This window comes from Pseudomonas oryziphila (assembly GCF_003940825.1).
Lineage (GTDB): Bacteria > Pseudomonadota > Gammaproteobacteria > Pseudomonadales > Pseudomonadaceae > Aquipseudomonas > Aquipseudomonas sichuanensis.
In genome coordinates this window covers 784,192-798,961 of record NZ_CP034338.1, presented here as the reverse complement: position 1 = coordinate 798,961, position 14,770 = coordinate 784,192, and the positions used below count along the sequence as shown (strand labels likewise).

13 protein-coding genes and 1 other RNA gene are annotated in these 14,770 nt (G+C 62.5%); 13 read left to right on the top strand and 1 reads right to left on the bottom strand.

Annotated elements, in window-relative coordinates; translation table 11 throughout:
- Window positions 1-142 precede the first annotated feature (142 nt).
- Complete coding sequence (gene smpB, locus EJA05_RS03790; RefSeq protein WP_011532120.1) at window positions 143-625, top strand: SsrA-binding protein SmpB; 483 nt, start codon at window positions 143-145, stop codon at window positions 623-625.
- Window positions 626-739: 114 nt separating this feature from the next.
- Here smpB and EJA05_RS03785 read toward each other — a convergent pair whose 3' ends face one another.
- Window positions 740-1,507: an FCD domain-containing protein gene (locus EJA05_RS03785; protein WP_110995192.1), complete on the bottom strand. Its 768-nt coding sequence runs from the start codon at window positions 1,505-1,507 to the stop codon at window positions 740-742.
- Between the two features lie 260 nt (window positions 1,508-1,767).
- Here EJA05_RS03785 and EJA05_RS03780 point away from each other — a divergent pair, with 260 nt between their 5' ends.
- From EJA05_RS03780 to EJA05_RS03725, 12 genes are all read left to right on the top strand, one after another.
- Window positions 1,768-3,438, top strand: coding sequence for a lactate permease LctP family transporter (locus EJA05_RS03780; protein ID WP_110995191.1), 1,671 nt, complete (start codon window positions 1,768-1,770; stop codon window positions 3,436-3,438).
- 63 nt (window positions 3,439-3,501) lie between these two features.
- On the top strand, window positions 3,502-4,647 hold the full coding sequence (gene lldD / locus EJA05_RS03775) for an FMN-dependent L-lactate dehydrogenase LldD (RefSeq protein WP_125857384.1): 1,146 nt from the start codon (window positions 3,502-3,504) through the stop codon (window positions 4,645-4,647).
- Window positions 4,648-4,716: 69 nt separating this feature from the next.
- Complete coding sequence (locus EJA05_RS03770; RefSeq protein ID WP_125857383.1) at window positions 4,717-7,527, top strand: FAD-binding and (Fe-S)-binding domain-containing protein; 2,811 nt, start codon at window positions 4,717-4,719, stop codon at window positions 7,525-7,527.
- A gap of 415 nt (window positions 7,528-7,942) precedes the next feature.
- Window positions 7,943-8,182 (top strand): hypothetical protein, encoded by a 240-nt coding sequence (locus tag EJA05_RS03765; RefSeq protein ID WP_125857381.1) that lies wholly within the window; start codon window positions 7,943-7,945, stop codon window positions 8,180-8,182.
- A complete protein-coding gene (locus EJA05_RS03760) occupies window positions 8,179-8,430 on the top strand; it encodes a DUF3077 domain-containing protein (RefSeq protein WP_125857380.1) in 252 nt (83 codons plus the stop codon). The genes EJA05_RS03765 and EJA05_RS03760 overlap by 4 nt, the downstream gene beginning before the upstream one ends.
- A gap of 144 nt (window positions 8,431-8,574) precedes the next feature.
- Complete coding sequence (locus tag EJA05_RS03755; RefSeq protein ID WP_125462523.1) at window positions 8,575-8,868, top strand: hypothetical protein; 294 nt, start codon at window positions 8,575-8,577, stop codon at window positions 8,866-8,868.
- A 94-nt stretch (window positions 8,869-8,962) separates the two neighbouring features.
- Window positions 8,963-9,354, top strand: a transfer-messenger RNA (tmRNA) gene (gene ssrA, locus EJA05_RS03750).
- 188 nt (window positions 9,355-9,542) lie between these two features.
- Window positions 9,543-10,799 (top strand): integrase domain-containing protein, encoded by a 1,257-nt coding sequence (locus EJA05_RS03745; protein ID WP_125857378.1) that lies wholly within the window; start codon window positions 9,543-9,545, stop codon window positions 10,797-10,799.
- A gap of 964 nt (window positions 10,800-11,763) precedes the next feature.
- A complete protein-coding gene (locus tag EJA05_RS03740) occupies window positions 11,764-13,161 on the top strand; it encodes a YfjI family protein (RefSeq protein ID WP_125857377.1) in 1,398 nt (465 codons plus the stop codon).
- Window positions 13,145-13,504, top strand: a complete 360-nt coding sequence (locus EJA05_RS03735) for a hypothetical protein (protein ID WP_125857375.1) — start codon at window positions 13,145-13,147, stop codon at window positions 13,502-13,504. Before EJA05_RS03740 ends, EJA05_RS03735 begins: the two co-directional genes overlap by 17 nt.
- Window positions 13,482-14,462 carry an integrase domain-containing protein gene (locus tag EJA05_RS03730; RefSeq protein ID WP_125857373.1) on the top strand — a complete coding sequence of 327 codons (981 nt, stop codon included), beginning with the start codon at window positions 13,482-13,484 and terminating at the stop codon, window positions 14,460-14,462. Before EJA05_RS03735 ends, EJA05_RS03730 begins: the two co-directional genes overlap by 23 nt.
- On the top strand, window positions 14,459-14,734 hold the full coding sequence (locus EJA05_RS03725; RefSeq protein WP_125857372.1) for a hypothetical protein: 276 nt from the start codon (window positions 14,459-14,461) through the stop codon (window positions 14,732-14,734). Before EJA05_RS03730 ends, EJA05_RS03725 begins: the two co-directional genes overlap by 4 nt.
- Window positions 14,735-14,770 lie beyond the last annotated feature (36 nt).

The window sequence follows — 14,770 nt, the reverse complement described above, 5'->3', positions numbered from 1 at the left end:
GGGACGGCAGCGCTACATAGCGCCTCGAATACGATTCTGTTGATCAGAGCAAGGGCAGTATTGTCCGGGATTCACACAACAGGCTCAAGCGCACCTAAACCCCATAGCCGAGGACGCGGCGACTCCCTATAATGCCGCCCCTATGGCTAAGCAAAAGAAACATCCGACCGGGACCATCGCGCAAAACAAAAAGGCGCGACACGATTACTTCATCGAACACAAGTTCGAGGCCGGGCTGGTCCTGTCCGGTTGGGAAGTAAAGAGCCTGCGGGCCGGCAAGGCGCACCTGACCGACAGCTACGTGCTGCTCAAGGATGGCGAAGCCTGGCTGTTCGGCAGCCACATCACCCCGCTGACCACCGCCAGCACCCACGTCATCGCCGACCCGATCCGCACGCGCAAGCTGCTGCTGAACAAGCGCGAGCTTGAGCGCCTCGAAGCGGCCGTGGCGCAGAAGGGCTATACCTGCGTGGCGATGTCGCTGTACTGGAGCAAGCACCTGATCAAGTGCGAGATCGCACTCGGCAAGGGCAAGAAGGAATTCGACAAGCGCGACACCGTGCGCGAACGCGATTCCAACCGCGAGCTGCAGCGCACCATGCGCAACAAGGGCAAGGAAGAGTAAAACTCTACCTACCCCGTGGGAGCGGGCTTGCCCCGCGATAGCGCCAGGCCAGGCAGCACTGTTGCCCCTGCTGGCGCAATCGCGGGGCAAGCCCGCTCCCACGGCGCCCAGGTGTCAGCGCCCGCTGCGCCGCTCCGCCCGCGCCACCCGCTGGGCCTCTTCCTGCGCCTCTTCCAGCACCTCTTGCACATACAGAATGTGCCGGCTGGAAACCTCCCGCGCATCCTCGGCCCGCCCCTCGACAATCGCCTCGTACAACTCACGGTGCTGGCCGATCAACATGTCGCGCGTCTCGCTGCGCTGCTGGTACATACCGCCGATATTGGTCACCACGTTGCGTTTGAGCAGGTCGAACAGCCCACGGATGGTATGCAGCAACACAGCATTGTGGCTGGCCTCGGCGATCGCCAGATGGAACCGCGCATCGGCCGCGCCCTCCTCTGCCCGGTCGACTTCACCGACCCGGTTATAGCAATCCTGCAAGGCATCGAATGCCACCTTCAGCCGCTCACGGTCAGGCCCTGTGGCACGCTGCGCCGCGTAGTAAGCGCATGAAGCCTCCAGCGTGTGACGGAACTCCAACAGGTCACGCTGCGCCTCAGGGCTGCCTTCGAGCAGCTTCAGCAAAGGGTCGCTGAAGGTCGAACCCAGCGACTCAGCCACATAGTTGCCACCACCCTGGCGACTGACCAGCAACCCCTTGGCCACCAGCTTCTGGATAGCCTCGCGCAACGACGGGCGGGACACACCGAACTGCTCGGCCAGCGCGCGCTCGGCCGGCAGCCGCTGCCCCGAAGTCAGCGTGCCTTCCAGAATCATCCCTTCCAACCGATCGACGATGTCGTCGGACAGGCGCCGTTGGCGGACCTGATCAAAAACCATCTACATGCTCTCCACAAACCCCGGCGTGCGGATCCCGGGGGCGCCTATTCTGCGCCTATCCGGCCCGTGCCAACACCCATCAGCCGGCGATTTTAGCCACCCATCAGGCGCCCGCTCATCGGCATCCGACCAAAGTTTTGCACGGGACAAATTGACACACCCGCAATGGCGCTTTTAACCTAGCGACCAGCCATTGTAAATTGGTCTTACCAATTATCCAATGCCAGTGCCTTACCAACAAAAATTAGGGGCCACCCCATATGCAAACCTGGCAACAACTCTATAGCCCGCTTGGTAGTCTTGGTCTGTCCGCACTGGCGGCGGTCATCCCTATCGTGTTCTTCTTCCTTGCCCTCGCCGTGTTCCGCCTCAAAGGCCACGTCGCCGGCAGCATCACCCTCGCGCTGTCGATCCTGGTGGCGATCTTCGCCTTCCAGATGCCTGTCGACATGGCCTTCGCCGCCGCAGGTTATGGCTTCCTCTACGGCCTCTGGCCGATTGCCTGGATCATCGTTGCCGCGGTGTTCCTCTACAAACTCACGGTCAAGAGCGGCCAGTTCGAAGTGATCCGCAGCTCGGTGCTGTCGATCACCGATGACCAGCGCCTGCAAGTGCTGCTGATCGGTTTCTGCTTCGGTGCCTTCCTCGAAGGCGCCGCCGGCTTCGGCGCCCCCGTGGCCATCACTGCCGCGCTGCTGGTGGGCCTGGGCTTCAACCCGCTGTACGCCGCCGGCCTGTGCCTGATCGCCAACACCGCCCCGGTGGCCTTCGGCGCCCTCGGCATCCCGATCATCGTCGCAGGCCAAGTGACCGGCATCGACGCCTTCCACATCGGCGCCATGACCGGCCGCCAGCTGCCGCTGCTGTCGCTGTTCGTGCCGTTCTGGCTGGTGTTCATGATGGACGGCCTGCGCGGCGTGAAGGAAACCTGGCCTGCCGCCCTGGTCGCCGGCCTGAGCTTCGCCGTCACCCAGTACTTCACCTCCAACTTCATCGGCCCAGAGCTGCCCGACATCACCTCGGCCCTGGCCAGCCTGATCGCCCTGACCCTGTTCCTCAAGGTCTGGCAGCCCAAGCGCTCGTTCAGCGAAGCCAAGGGCAGCGTCGGCGCCGCCGTGGTGCAGTCGAGCGGCAGCCAGCCGAGCCCATACAGCTTCGGCGAGATCTTCAAGGCCTGGTCGCCGTTCCTGATCCTCACCGTACTGGTGACCATCTGGACCCTCAAGCCGTTCAAGGCTGCGTTCGCCCCGGGCGGCGCGATGTACAACTTCGTGTTCAACTTCGCCATCCCGCACCTCGACCAACTGGTGATCAAGACCGCGCCGATCGTCGCCGCGCCCACCGCCATGCCCGCGGTGTTCAAGCTCGACCCGATCTCCGCCACCGGCACCGCGATCTTCCTCTCCGCGCTGATCTCCATGGCCGTGCTGAAGATCAACTTCAAAACTGGTCTGACCACTTTTAAAGAGACCTTCTGGGAGCTGCGCTGGCCGATCCTGTCCATCGGCATGGTGCTGGCCTTCGCCTTCGTCACCAACTATTCGGGCATGTCTTCGACCATGGCCCTGGTACTGGCCGGCACCGGCGCCGCGTTCCCGTTCTTCTCGCCGTTCCTCGGCTGGCTGGGCGTGTTCCTGACCGGCTCCGACACCTCGTCCAACGCCCTGTTCAGCTCGCTGCAGGCCACCACCGCGCACCAGATCGGCGTCAACGACACCCTGCTGGTAGCCGCCAACACCAGCGGCGGCGTGACCGGCAAGATGATCTCGCCGCAGTCGATCGCCGTGGCCTGCGCCGCCACTGGCCTGGTGGGCAAGGAATCCGACCTGTTCCGCTTCACCGTCAAGCACAGCCTGTTCTTCGCCACCATCGTCGGCCTGATCACCCTGGTCCAGGCCTACTGGCTGACCGGCATGCTGGTTCATCACTAAAGTGAAAGGGGCCGGGCGCGCCACAGCGCCCGGCATCTCCTTCAACCCACGCTGCGAGAATCCATGATCATTTCCGCCTCCACCGACTATCGCGCCGCGGCCCAACGCAAGCTGCCCCCCTTCCTGTTCCACTACGCCGACGGCGGCGCCTACGCCGAACACACCCTGCGCCACAACGTCTCGGACCTGGCCAGCATCGCCCTGCGCCAGCGCGTGCTGAACAACATGTCCGAGCTCAGCCTCGAGACCAAGCTGTTCAACGAAACCCTGAGCATGCCCGTGGCCCTGGCCCCCGTCGGCCTCACCGGCATGTACGCCCGCCGCGGCGAAGTGCAGGCCGCCCGCGCCGCCGCCGCCCACGGCATCCCCTTCACCATGTCCACCGTGTCGGTATGCCCGATCGAAGAAGTGGCCCCGGCCATCGACCGGCCCATGTGGTTCCAGCTGTACGTGCTCAAGGACCGCGGCTTCATGCGCAACGCCCTGGAGCGCGCCAAGGCCGCCGGCGTGAAAACCCTGGTGTTCACCGTCGACATGCCCGTGCCCGGCGCCCGCTACCGCGACGCCCACTCCGGCATGAGCGGCGCCAACGGCCCGCTGCGCCGCGTGCTGCAAGCCATGACCCACCCGCAATGGGCCTGGGACGTCGGCGTGATGGGCCGCCCCCACGACCTGGGCAACATCTCCACCTACCGTGGCAACCCCACCGGCCTTGCCGACTACATCGGCTGGCTGGGCAACAACTTCGACCCGTCCATCTCCTGGAAAGACCTGGAGTGGATCCGCGAATTCTGGGACGGCCCGATGATCATCAAGGGCATCCTCGACGCCGATGACGCCCGCGACGCGGTCAAGTTCGGCGCCGACGGCATCGTCGTCTCCAACCACGGCGGCCGCCAGCTCGACGGCGTGCTGTCCAGCGCCCGCGCGCTGCCGGCCATCGCCGACGCGGTGAAGGGCGATATCAAGATCCTCGCCGACTCCGGTATCCGCAGCGGCCTCGACGTGGTGCGCATGATTGCCCTGGGCGCCGACACCGTGCTGATCGGCCGCGCCTTCCTCTATGCCCTGGCCACCCACGGCGAGGCCGGGGTGAAGAACCTGCTGGAGCTGTTCGAGAAGGAAATGCGCGTGGCCATGGTGTTGACCGGCGCCAAGTCCATCAGCGAGATCACCCGCGACTCGCTGGTCCGCGAACTGGGCGCCTGAGCGCCCGCTACCGCCTGAAAACCCGGGGCACGCCGCGCGCCAGACGCCGCGGCCCCGCGAGGAGACTGCATGAGCCTGCCCGCCGCGTTCCTGCGTGATGCCGAGCGCCTGATCCCCGCCGAACGCCGCTTCGACGACCCCACCTCGACCCTGGCCTTCGGCACCGACGCCAGCTTCTACCGGCTGATCCCCAAGCTGGTGGTACGCGTGGAGTCCGAAGACGAAGTGGTCGGCCTGCTTAAGCTGGCCCAGCGCGAACGCGTGCCGGTTACCTTCCGCGCCGCCGGCACCAGCCTGTCTGGCCAGGCCATCAGCGACTCGGTGCTGATCGTGCTCGGCGATAGCTGGAATGGCCGCGAGATTCGCGGCCAGGGCGAGCAGATCCGCCTGCAACCCGGCGTCATCGGCGCCCAGGCCAACGCCTGGCTGGCCCCTTACGGGCGCAAGATCGGCCCCGACCCGGCCTCGATCAACGCCTGCAAGATCGGCGGCATCGTCGCCAACAACGCCAGCGGCATGTGCTGCGGCACCGCGCAGAACACCTACCACACCCTGGCCGGCCTGCGCCTGGTGCTGGCCGACGGCACCCGCCTGGACAGCGAAGACCCGGCCAGCGTCGCCGCCTTCGAACAAAGCCACGCCAGCCTGCTCGACGAACTCGCTCGCCTGGGCCGCGAGACTCGCGCCAACACCGAACTGGCCGACCGCATCCGCCACAAGTACCGGCTGAAAAACACGACCGGTCTATCGCTCAACGCCCTGGTGGACTACGACCAACCGCTGGATATCCTCCAGCACCTGCTGGTCGGTTCCGAAGGCACCCTCGGCTTCATCAGCGCCGTCACCTACGACACCGTGCCCGACCACCCGCACAAGGCCAGCGCCCTGCTGGTGTTCCCCACCGTGGAAAGCTGCTGCCGCGCCGTGACCGTGCTCAAGCGCCAACCGGTATCCGCCGTCGAACTGCTCGACCGCCGCAGCCTGCGCTCGGTGCAGGAAATGCCGGGCATGCCGGCGTGGGTCAAGGACCTCTCGGCCAACGCATGCGCCCTGCTGATCGAGTGCCGGGCCGCGAGCCAGAGCCTGCTGCACGAGCAGCTGCAACAGGTGATGGCGTCGATTGCCGACTACCCGCTGGAACAGAAGGTCGAGTTCAGCGAAAACCCAGCGGTGTACAACCAGCTGTGGAAGATCCGCAAGGACACCTTCCCCGCCGTCGGCGCCGTGCGCCAGACCGGCACCACCGTGATCATCGAAGACGTCACCTTCCCCATCGAGCAACTGGCCGAGGGCGTCAACCGCCTGATCCAGCTGTTCGACAAGCACCGCTACGACGAGGCGATCATTTTCGGCCACGCCCTGGAAGGCAACCTGCACTTCGTCTTCACCCAGGGCTTCAACAGCGCCGAGGAAGTGGCCCGCTACCAGGCCTTCATGGACGACGTGGCGCAACTGGTGGCGGTGGAGTTCGGCGGCTCGCTCAAGGCCGAGCACGGCACCGGGCGCAACATGGCGCCCTTCGTCGAGCTGGAATGGGGCAAGGACGCCTACCAGCTGATGTGGCAACTCAAGCGCCTGCTCGACCCCAACGGCATCCTCAACCCCGACGTGGTGCTGAGCGAAGACCCGGACATCCACCTGAAGAACCTCAAGCCGCTGCCCGCCGCCGACGAGATCGTCGACAAGTGCATCGAGTGCGGTTTCTGCGAACCAGTGTGCCCGTCCAAAGGCCTCACCCTCAGCCCCCGCCAGCGCATCGTCATGTGGCGCGATATCCAGGCGAAGAAGCGCGCCGGTGTCGACACCCGCGAGCTGCTGCACACTTACCAGTACCAGGGCATCGACACTTGCGCCGCCACCGGCCTGTGCGCCCAACGCTGCCCGGTGGGCATCAACACTGGCGAGCTGGTGAAGAAGCTGCGCGGCGAGGCTGCCGAGCACGTCAAGGCCGCCGACTGGCTGGCCGAGCACTTCCACACCACCCTGCGCGGCGCCCGCCTGACCCTGGCCGCCGCCAACGGCGCCCGCAAGCTGCTGGGCGCGCCACGCATGGCCCGCCTCAGCGCCAGCCTGAGCAAAGCCAGCAAAGGCCGCCTGCCGCAGTGGACCCCGGCCATGCCGCAGCCCCTGCGCGCCATCGCGCTCAACGCACCGAGCAACGACGCCCGCCCCCGGGTCGTCTACCTGGCTGCCTGCGTCTCCCGCGTGATGGGCCCCGCCTACGCCGACCGCGAACAAAGCTCGCTGCTGGACAAGACCCGCGCCCTGCTGGAAAAGGCCGGTTACCAGGTGGTGTTCCCCGACAACGCCGACAGCCTGTGCTGCGGCCAGCCGTTCGCCTCCAAGGGCTACCCCGAGCAGGCCGAGCACAAACGCCAGGAGCTGATCACCGCCCTGCTGCACGCCAGCCGCGGCGGGCTTGATCCGATCTACTGCGACACCAGCCCCTGCACCTTGCGCCTGGTGCAGGACCTGGGTGAAACCCGGCTGGATCTGTATGACCCGGTGCGGTTCATTCGTACCCACCTGGTCAACAAGCTGGAGTTCATCCCCCAGGATGAACCGGTGGCCGTGCATGTGACCTGCAGCACCCAGCACCTGGGTGAGAGCCAGGCACTGATCGATTTGGCGCGGCGGTGCAGCAAGAATGTGGTTATTCCTGAAGGGATACATTGCTGTGGGTTTGCTGGCGACAAGGGATTCACCACGCCAGAGCTCAATGCCCACTCGCTGCGTACGCTCAAGGATGCGGTGCAGTATTGCAGTGAAGGGATTTCTACCAGCCGTACCTGTGAGATTGGGCTGTCGAGCCATAGTGGGATCGACTATCACGGCTTGGTGTATCTGGTGGATCGGGTGACGCGGGCGCGCAGCATTTAAATACCCATCGCGGGGCAAGCCCGCTCCCACGCCTGCCTGGGCGGGCACCTGCGAGCGTGGGAGCGGGCTTGCCCCGCGATGAGGCCGTCAACCTCGTAAGATATTTCCGAACCTGCAACCAAATGCTTCAGCCCAAAAGGCTTGGGAACTATCCTACGCACCTGCCGGAAGTTGCTGCGTTGTCGGGGAAATCCCTCAGGGCTAACTTCACCCGGTCGCCATATTTGGTGACCGGGTGTGAGAACCCGTAGCGTAATTGTCGGCGTTCCAGTTATGGCAGCCGTGCCCGGGCAGACTTCGGTCTGGCCGAGTTTCTCTTGCGCCTCGGTTTCTCACCCCGTGCACGGCTGCCACCCTTTGTCCCGTGAGAAAGGCCTGGATGGCAGCATTCTTGAATTGCGCAGGAGTGTTAACCATGAAAAAGATCGTCCCCGACCCACCCCGTTTCTTCCCTTACCTGTCCATCTCCCCCGACCTCACCCCCGAAGCCGCCCGCGCCGAAGCCACCTCCCTGATGGCCTGCCTGCGCGAAGTCCTCGACATGTACTTCGACACCAACAGCGAAGAACAGCGCCATACCCTGCTGAACACCTGCATCTACCTCAACCAGCTGCTCTACCCCCTGATCCGCCACGAAACAGGAGCGCAGCCATGACCGAGCCCACCAACCACTGGACCACCTCAGGCACCACCACCTGCCTGGAGCTCTACCGCATCCAGCCCGGCATCCCCTTCCAGCATGCCTTCAGCGAACTGTCGGTATTGCTAGGCTGCATCCGCCACCTAACCTGCGAAGCCGAAATGGAAGGCGACCTGATCGCCGGCGGCACCGCCCGCATCCTCAGCGCCATGGCCAAGGCCCTGATCGACGACATGGAAATCGGCATGGGCCACAGCAACTAACCACGCCCCAAGCCCGCCCCCAAACCTGAACGTGGGAGCGGGCTTGCCCCGCGATGGCTGACTATCAAACCGATTGAACCCTGCTCATTCATGCACAGTCCACCCAACAGGCCCACCTTCCCGAGGCCTCACGAGGAGACACCCATGAAAGGTACTGCGCTATCCGCCCTGTTCGCGGCCGCCACCCTGCTGGCCTCGCCCGTATTCGCCGCCGATGACCTGTGCGCCCTCAACCTCCAGAAAATCGACGACGCCATGGCCACCGCCGGCGCCACCTCCGAAGGCATGGACAAAGCCGTCACCGAACACGTCGACAAAGCCAAGGCCGCCCAGGCCTCGGGCGATACCAAGGAATGCATCGCCATCACCAGCAAGGTGCTAGAGCGCCTGGAAAAAACCGAAAAAGGCGGTGGCGGTGCCAGCGGCAGCGGTGCCTGAGCCCAGCGAAGGGCGGCGACAGTCGACGCCGCCCGCTCAAGGGCGTATACTCCGTCCCACGTGCCGAAAGGTACGGTCAGCTAGAGCTGAGTGTGGGGCCGATTAGGATTCGACGCCGGTAGCGAAACTCTAGGTGCATGCCGAGTTGGTAACAGAACTCGTAAATCCACTGTTGCAACTTTCTATAGTTGCCAATGACGAAAACTACGAGGGCTACGCTCTCGCTGCGTAAGCAGCTGAGCCCGCTCTCCTGGTAGCTTCGGCTCCAGCAATCATCAGGGGATGCCTGTAAACCCGAAATGATTGTCATACAGAACAGGATCGTCGTGCAGCACGTTGGGGGCGAAGCGACTAAAACTTACCCAACTCATCCAAAGCACCCTGCCCGTCGGGCGGCTGCGGATTAAATCAGTAGACACGGCTAAGCATGTAGTACCGACAGCGGAGTACTGGCGGACGGGGGTTCAAATCCCCCCGGCTCCACCAAATGATCAATCAAAGACGTCCACGGACGTCTTTTTTTGTGCCTGGAAGTAAGTGAAATCAAGGGTTTACTGCTCTTTTGAGGGCCACAACGGTTTTTTGAGTTCCAGCCGTCCCGGTATTCCCAGTGGTATTCCAGCCTACCTGGGGCTAATCTTGGGAATACCAAAAGGTGTCATGGAGCTTCTCCCATGTGCGCTCAAACAGCTCGCCTCTCCGACCGCCAGCTCAAGACGGTCAAGCCCAAAGACAAAGACTATGTCCTCACGGACGGCGACGGCCTCCAGCTCCGAGTCCGGGTCAATCGCTCGATGCAGTGGAATTTCAACTACAGGCATCCAGTCACCAAAAATCGAATCAACATGGCGCTCGGCTCCTACCCTGAGGTCTCTCTGGCGCAAGCTCGGCGGAAAGCGGTTGAGGCTAGGGAAGTACTTGCGCAGGGGATCGACCCAAAAGCTCAGCGCAATGATCTCGCGCAGGCCAAGCTAGCCGAGACGGAACATACGTTCGAGAAAGTAGCTAGCGCCTGGTTCGAGCTGAAAAAGGACTCTGTTACGCCGGCCTATGCCGAGGACATCTGGCGCTCACTCACGCTGCACGTTTTCCCGAGCATGAAATCGACTCCGATCTCGGAAGTCAGCGCACCGATGGTGATAAAGATCCTTCGCCCTATCGAAGCCAAAGGCAGCTTGGAAACGGTGAAGCGGCTTAGCCAGCGCCTCAACGAGATCATGACCTACGGGGTCAATTCGGGAATGATTTTCGCGAACCCGCTCAGCGGGATTCGGGCGGTATTCAAGAAACCGAAGAAAGAAAATATGGCGGCGCTACCACCCGAGGAGCTTCCTGAGCTCATGCTGGAAATAGCGAATGCCAGTATCAAGCGCACGACCCGCTGCCTGATCGAGTGGCAGTTGCACACGATGACTCGCCCCGCCGAGGCGGCAACTACTCGCTGGGTAGACATCGACTTTGAAAGGCGAGTCTGGACTATCCCACCGGAGCGGATGAAGAAGCGCCGCCCGCACAGCATCCCCTTGAGCGATCAAGCCATGTCATTGCTGGAGATACTGAAGTCCCACAGTGGTCATCGGGAATACGTCTTCCCGGCAGACCGAAACCCTCGTACTCATGCCAATAGCCAGACCGCCAACATGGCATTGAAACGCATGGGCTTCCAGGACCGCTTGGTCAGCCACGGCATGCGCTCGATGGCCAGCACCATATTGAATGAACATGGGTGGGACCCGGAGCTCATCGAAGTAGCGTTGGCGCACGTCGACAAGGATGAGGTGCGCAGTGCCTACAATCGAGCCGACTACATCGAGCGACGGCGGCCGATGATGGCTTGGTGGAGCGAGCACATTCTGAAGGCGTCGACGGGCAATCTCTCAGCCAGCGCGATGAATGTGGCCAGGGATCGGAACGTAATACCCATCCGATAGGGCGGCGACAACGGCGACACTGGCGACAGACCCCGTGCCATCTACATCCTTGCCGTCTGAACGGATGGCGACAGTCGCCAACTCGCCTCGATTTTGGTTTCTCCGGCTAAGCCCGTGAGCATGGGGAGGCTTCGCATCCCCATGCTCACGGGCTAACACTAGAAAAGCGACAAACGGCCACTTTGCCACTGACTCCCACCGACTTCCAAAGCACGCCAGAGGTGGAATCTGGCGCATTTCCATGTGCCCTTCACCAATTGACCCGTGCCGCGGTGACCGATAGAACGAAGATTCAAAGCGCTGCCTTAGGCAGCACCCCAGATGACCAGAGCCTTCAAGGTCATGCCGCTAACCCGGTGGTTCATCCCAAAGTGCGATTCGCGCCCGGAGGCTCGCACGGTCATTCGCCAGAATGATGGACGCCCTCTAAACAATCCGCCTAGTGCGGCTGCCCGCTAACCCTTTAGCCCTGCAGCAACGAACCTGCTCGGCCAACGTTTTGCGCCAACCGTTCGCCCGTCTCTTTTTCCAGAAAAGAGACGGGCGCTCCTGACACTGCTGCAGCCCCGATCGCACATGGCTTTGCGGCAATCCCCCTCGTGACAATCGGCGTGACAAACGCCGATGTCACCAGCAACAGCGCTGTAGATGATGGTGCCGCAGCCCAAGGAATGGACTGCACCTAACTGACAGTCAGGCATGCCCCGGTCATCGCATTGCTGCTTGCTTGTGGCTCAGGATCTCGCGGCGCTGGTCTCGTCAGCCAGTGCAGCCTCCACCCGCCCACCGGTAACGGTGCTCAGGAGGCCAGATCATGAGATGCCCTTGCTCCTGGTCGTAAAGAGCCGCCAGTCCCGCGTCAGTGGACACCCTCACAGGTCGCAGGGGCCTTGATCCCTGATAACACTCAGCATTCTTGGCGGGATGACGTGGGGGAGAGATTGGTAATTTATGGAGGACGGCTATGCAACTGCGCGAAGTACAAGGGCCACCACGCCCCTTGTTGGAACAGCAGATTAGGCCCCTACCCTACCCGGTCGAGGCGCTGGGCGATCTATTGGGGCCTGCCGTGGAACGCATGGCCGATGTGATCGGCGTGCCCTGCGCCATGGCCGCGCAATCCGTGCTGGCCACAGCAGCTTTGGCGAGCCAGGCGCACGCCAATGTTCACCTCGATGGCCGAATCTATCCGTTGTCGCTGTACTTGCTGACGGTGGCTTGCTCAGGTGACCGCAAAAGTGCGGTGGACCATATTGCGCTGCAGGCCGTACGCGACTGGGAAAGACAGCAGTGGATCGCCTATGGCGAACAGCTCAATGCGCACCGAGCTGCAATGAGCCTCACCGCGAAGTCACCGACCTCGAAAAAGTCAGCACAGCTAGCGCTGGACGCGCAACCTGAACCTGTCCAACCAAGACTGCTCACTGCTGAGCCGACCATTGAGGGCCTGGTCAAAAGCCTGTGCCACGGCTTGCCCAGCATGGGGCTGTTCAGCGATGAGGGCGGACAGTTTTTGGGCGGCAGCACCATGAGCAAGGACAACATGATCAAGGCGATCACTCACTTGTCGACGCTGTGGGACGGTAGCCCGATTGATCGATCGCGCGCGATGGCTGGGGAAAGTCTGCGCGCCTATGATCGCCGACTCAGCATGCACTTGATGCTTCAACCCCGCCTGGCAGACCGCTTGCTGCAGGACGCTGATATCAGAGACCAGGGCATCCTGGGACGCTGTCTGATCAGTTGGCCAGAGCGTCTGGTTGGACAGCGGCTGTATAAAGCCATTGACCTGACCCGAGATCCAAAGGTGCACCTGTACCAGCAGCGCATTGCCGCGTTGATGCAGAAGCCTTGGTCACGTCATAAAGACGGCGGCCTCAACCCTGCAACCCTGGAGTTGAGCCCCCGCGCTCGCGAGGCCTGGATTGCCATTCACGACACCATTGAATGCGAGTCAGGGGAGTTCGGCGAGCTGGTCAATGTGCAGGCTGCTGCGGGCAAAGCCGCCGCGAACGTTCTACGCATGGCTGGTGTGATGGCGCTGGTTGAGGAATCGACTGTGTTGGAAGAGGTGCACATTCAGCGCGCCTCTACGTTGATGGATTACTACCTGGCCGAGACCCAACGACTGACTGAACAGGAACCGCTGAATAAGCTTCGCGCAGAGGCAGATTGCCTGTTGCGCTGGTTGGTACAGAAGAATTGGCCTCCGTTCAACATCCGCGACCTCACACGCAACGGTCCTCGCTTTGCCCGTAAAAGCACCCCACACACCGCCGCGTTGCTGGTGGTATTGATTGATCATCGGTGGCTGAAAACCGACGGAAAGATGTTCGAGGTGCGCCATGTTCCGCCTCAATGACGCCGTGCGCCGCTACCAAGCGCAACATCGCTCACCGACTGAGCTACGGTGTGTCGCCACAACCGCCCCCACTTTGTCGCCACGTGCCATTCCAGATACGACAGGGGTTGTCGCCAGTGTCGCCGCTGTCGCCAGTGCAACACCTGAGCCCATCGACCTGGCTCAGCTCATCGAGCAGTTGCAAGAGGAAGGGGCTCTGCTGCTGCACAGCGAAAATGCCCTTTTCTTCCGCCCAGCACACTGGGGACAGTTGGACAGCGTCAGCGCCCACTGGAAAGTCCTGCTGCGGTTTCTACAAACCAACGTTCAAGGTGAAGACAATGGCACTGGTCGGTCGGCGTGACGGTCGCAACTTTGGCTACGGTCGCCAACTGAGCTATGCCGGGCGGCAGGCACTGGAAGATCTGTTTGGCGGCGGCCACTTCGCCACAGTCAAAGCGCATAGCGATCGCTGGCAAGCCTTTGTACGCTGGTGCCGGTCAGACCACGGCCCCGGTTACAACGATGCGCGCCAGATCAATAGACAGACGCTACAAGACTACACCGAGTATCTGCGCCATCAGATCCAGCAAGATGCACTCTGCATCGCCACCGCGCAGAACCGCCTGAGCAGCGTCAACCGCACCCTTGCTGCGCTGCGCGGTGATCAGGATGTGAGAATCGCCAGCCCGAGTCAGGCTTTGGGACAGCGGCGCTCGAGCGTACGCACTCGCGCGCCGGATGGCCAAGATCACCAACAAGTGCGGCGACTGGCTGAGCTGCTTGGCGAACTGCAACACGATCGGGTGGCCGCCATAGTCCTTTTAGCTCGAGCAACCGGCATGCGCCTGCGCGAAGCGATCCTGGCTGACCTGCCACGCTTACACCGCGAAGCCGAACGCTTAGGCCGCATCAACATCCAAGACGGCACCAAAGGCGGCCGTTCAGGCTCATCAGCGCCGCGATGGGTCGTGGCCAATGAAGCAGTGAAAGCGGCCATGCAGTTGGTTCGTCAGGCATCGCCGACCGGCAGCCGCAACTTGCTAGCCCGAGACGAAAGCTACGCCATATTTCTGCACCAAACCGTGCTCCCCGCCCGCGAAACGCTGCATGCATACGGACTGAAGGGTTTTCATGAACTGCGCGCAGCCTACGCCTGCGAACGGTACGAGCAGCTCACGGGCCACGCCGCACCGGTCAATGGCGGCCAGTGCTATCGCATTGACCGTGAACTTGATCAACAGGCGCGCCAACAAATCAGCCTAGAGCTCGGGCATAACCGGATCGATGTGGTGTCGGCCTACATTGGCGGGAGAACATGAGCAAACCCTTCGATATGACGCTGTTCCTGAGCGGCGTATTGACCGGTTCGAAGGCCACGCAGCAACGTCACCTACGTCAAGCACGAGTCATGCAAGCGGCCATTCAACAGCGATGGCAACGCGATAATCCCTGGAACTGGCAGCTCAAGCATGTGCGCTGGTTTCTCACTCAGCACCTGAAAGACCATTCCGACGCCACCCGGTATTACTATCGACTCACCGCCCTATTGATCTGGAAGCGATTAGGGAGCGACCGAGGATTGCTGATCTGACGCTCGCATCGAGGGTAGGCAGTCCACCAGGCTCTC